The 1,488-nt window shown below is 40.1% G+C and carries 1 protein-coding gene; it reads left to right on the top strand.

Annotation, left to right across the window (positions count from 1 at the left end; all coding sequences use genetic code 11):
* The coding region (glmS, locus tag QMD21_07705) for a glutamine--fructose-6-phosphate transaminase (isomerizing) (GenBank protein ID MDI6856647.1) at positions 1 to 1,488 on the top strand (1,488 nt) is incomplete at both ends.

Below are 1,488 nucleotides of genomic sequence, written 5' to 3'. Positions count from 1 at the left end.
GTGTGGAATTATAGGGTATTGTGGCGCAAGAGAAGCGCAGAAGATAATATCTGATGGCTTGAAAAAGCTCGAGTACAGAGGCTATGATTCTGCAGGCTTAGCTGTTGTGAGTGGAGACAAAATAAAATTATATAAGAAGAAAGGGACTGTGAACGAGCTGATTAGAAGCACACCTACTATCTCAGGAAAATTAGCAATCGGACATACTAGATGGGCAACCCATGGCGAGCCGAGCGATAGTAATGCACATCCATTTTTAAGTTGCGATGGTAGCATAGCGCTTGCGCACAACGGAATAATAGAAAACTATCTTTTATTAAGGGAAAAATTGCTCAAGAAAGGTCATAAATTCAGCTCTGAGACAGACAGCGAGGTTCTGGTACATCTGATTGAGAGTTATTATGACGGCAATCTTGAAAAAGCTGTTAGGAAAGCTCTTGCCGAGGTTAAAGGCTCCTATGCGATTGCAGTGATTCATTCTAAAGAGAAAAAACTTGTATGCGCAAGATTAGAGAGCCCTTTGGTAGTTGGCATTGGCGATAAAGAATATTTTATAGGCTCAGATGTGCCAGCCTTTTTACAACATACTAGAAAAGCAGTTTATCTTGAAGACGGTGAACTGGCTGTTTTAGATTCTGTATCACAAAGGCTTACAGTCAAAAATCTAAATAATAAAATTCTGAAAAAAGAGGTGCAGAATATTTCCTGGAGCATTGATGAGGTAGAGAAGAGGGGTTATGATCATTTCATGCTTAAAGAAATTCATGAGCAACCTAAAAGCATACGTGAAACTATAAGAGGTAGAATCTCGGAGCAAGCTTCAGAAGTAATTTTAGATGAGCTCTCTGATAGACAGCTTGAGAAAATAAACGAGGTTAAGCTTCTCGGCTGTGGCACTTCTTATAATGCAGCACTTATAGGTAGCTGGTTAATTAGCACGTTAGCAAAGATCAAAGCTTCTGCAGAGCTAGCCTCCGAGTTCAGATATAGCAATGCAATACTTGACAAAGATGCTCTAGTGCTTGGAATTACTCAGAGCGGCGAAACTGCGGATACTCTAGCAGCAGTTAGAAAAGCAAAGGAGCAGGGTTATAAAACACTAGCTTTAGTAAATGTCTTGGGTAGCTCTATTACGAGGGTTGCGGACTCTTCACTCTATATAAGATGCGGCCCTGAAATTTGCGTCGCAGCTACTAAAAGTTTTTTAGCGCAGCTTGTAATGCTAACTTTGCTTGCAGTAAAGCTCGGGACTATTAAAAAAACTATTAACTTAGAGGATGCAAAAACAATTCTTGTCGCTGTTAAAAGACTGCCAAGAGATATACAGAAAATACTAGACGATGCAAAGTCTATAATCGAGTTAGCAAAAGATTTGAGTAACGCACAGCTAGTATTTTTTATAGGCAGGAATGTGAATTATGCAACCGCACTTGAAGGAGCGCTTAAACTCAAGGAAATAGCTTACATACCAGCTGAGGGCTATGCTGC

It is taken from the genome of Candidatus Thermoplasmatota archaeon (assembly GCA_030018475.1).
GTDB lineage: Archaea > Thermoplasmatota > JASEFT01 > JASEFT01 > JASEFT01 > JASEFT01.
The sequence above is the reverse complement of the archived record's forward strand: the minus strand, read 5'-3'. Positions and strand labels throughout refer to the sequence as shown.